Source organism: Bradyrhizobium sp. 31Argb (genome assembly GCF_043638955.1).
In the GTDB taxonomy this organism is placed as follows: domain Bacteria; phylum Pseudomonadota; class Alphaproteobacteria; order Rhizobiales; family Xanthobacteraceae; genus Bradyrhizobium.
On record NZ_JBEGDB010000585.1, the window covers coordinates 1 to 1,445 of the forward strand.

At 53.2% G+C, this 1,445-nt stretch carries 1 protein-coding gene and 1 pseudogene; both read right to left on the minus strand.

The genetic code is table 11. From position 1 onward, the window contains the following. Positions 1-75 precede the first annotated feature (75 nt). A pseudogene (locus tag AAFX91_RS41610) lies at positions 76-366 on the minus strand (T6SS phospholipase effector Tle1-like catalytic domain-containing protein); the annotation flags it as partial. A 153-nt stretch (positions 367-519) separates the two neighbouring features. Further along, positions 520-1,356 (minus strand): hypothetical protein, encoded by an 837-nt coding sequence (locus AAFX91_RS41615; RefSeq protein WP_394570338.1) that lies wholly within the window; start codon positions 1,354-1,356, stop codon positions 520-522. Positions 1,357-1,445: the final 89 nt, after the last annotated feature.

A 1,445-nucleotide genomic window follows, 5' to 3' on the forward strand; every position in this document is an offset into this window, starting at 1 on the left:
CACCGATCCGCTCATGCCAGGCTGTATCGCGCGCAAGCCGAAGGATGGCTAGGTGGGGGCCTCATGCCGGTTACGGTAGACCGCATCGCCGTCCTGGTAATGGTGGACCAGGAATTCATAGGCCGCGAGCACATTGTCATCGAGCCCGTAGCCGGTGGTGAGCCCGAGGATCGCAATGAAATCCTGCTTCAACTTCCGCCACGGATCTGGCCGCGCCAGCGTGCCGACGCCTGGATCGTAATAGACGAACTGCCGCGGCTGTGTCTTCTCCGTCTTGCGCAGGCAGCGATAGAGCTTCAGGACGTTGGAAATGTTCTCGTTGATCTCGTTCCCGGTCCCATCGCAGCAAATCACGATGTTTCGCATGACGGCGCCTCACCTGCTACTACCTCGACGAGTATAGCGGAATTTGGTTAGGTGGGGCAGGGTTTAGCAATTCGTGAATTTGCCGAGGCAATGGGCTTCAAGAGAAATCACTGCCTGTGAGTCGGCGATAGGTGACGTCCCTTTAGTCTGGGATCACTCGGCTACATCGCTGAACATCGACCGCGGCAGAGATGGCGACGCCGGAGGTACTGATGAGGTGCGGGCAGGTGGCCCACTCGTTGACTTCGAAGGAACATACTCTTCCCAATTCCAATCATCTCGAGCGGCCCGACGTTCTTCAGCTTCCTTTCTGTCTTTGACCTGATCAACGGCAACGTCCAAGCAAGCGCTTACATTTTCGTAGGCGTTCGCCCCGTCATCATCTCCCTCAAAAAAAGCCTCAAGCTCGGATAAGCTGGACGAAATTTGATCAAAATTGTCCCTTGGTTCGATTTCGAGGTCGGCTTCTTCAGCAATCTGCTCAATACGTTCTTCGATTGCGGGTAACAGCTCGTCTTTTACTCTGCGAGGTAACGCCATGAGTTGCTTTGGGGTAAATAGCGATAAAACCTCCTCTTCATTTAGAATGGAGGTGTCAAGGCCATAGAAGATATCGGATTCCAGGGACGCAACCATTGTGCTCCGAAACTCTTCTGGAAGAATCCCCAAGCTATGGGCTCTGGCATACAGTTGAACCTTTGGCTGATATGCCGACTGATAGTAATAGACTTTCATGCGTCGTTCAAAAACGTCCGGATGGGCTCCAACGAAAGTTCTGAGGACCGTTTCGGAAGCACGCCGCGCCAAGAAGCTGAAGAGAAGACCGTTAGTTTGTTCGACATCGTCTTTCACTTCCAGCAGACGTTTGAGCAACAATTCGTTCAGAGTGGCCGGTACGATAACGGCGTCTTGGATTGAGATCACGTCTTCGCAAACTACATCAGATAGAATTGTTTCAGCCTTTACCCCCCTAAGATACAGTTCGCGCATCCCGTCCGCCTCGCCTAGCATTACAGTTGTCTTTTTGTTTTGAAGTGCGCGCGCTGGGCGGCGGCCTGGTGAGCTCTACGCCAAAGTGA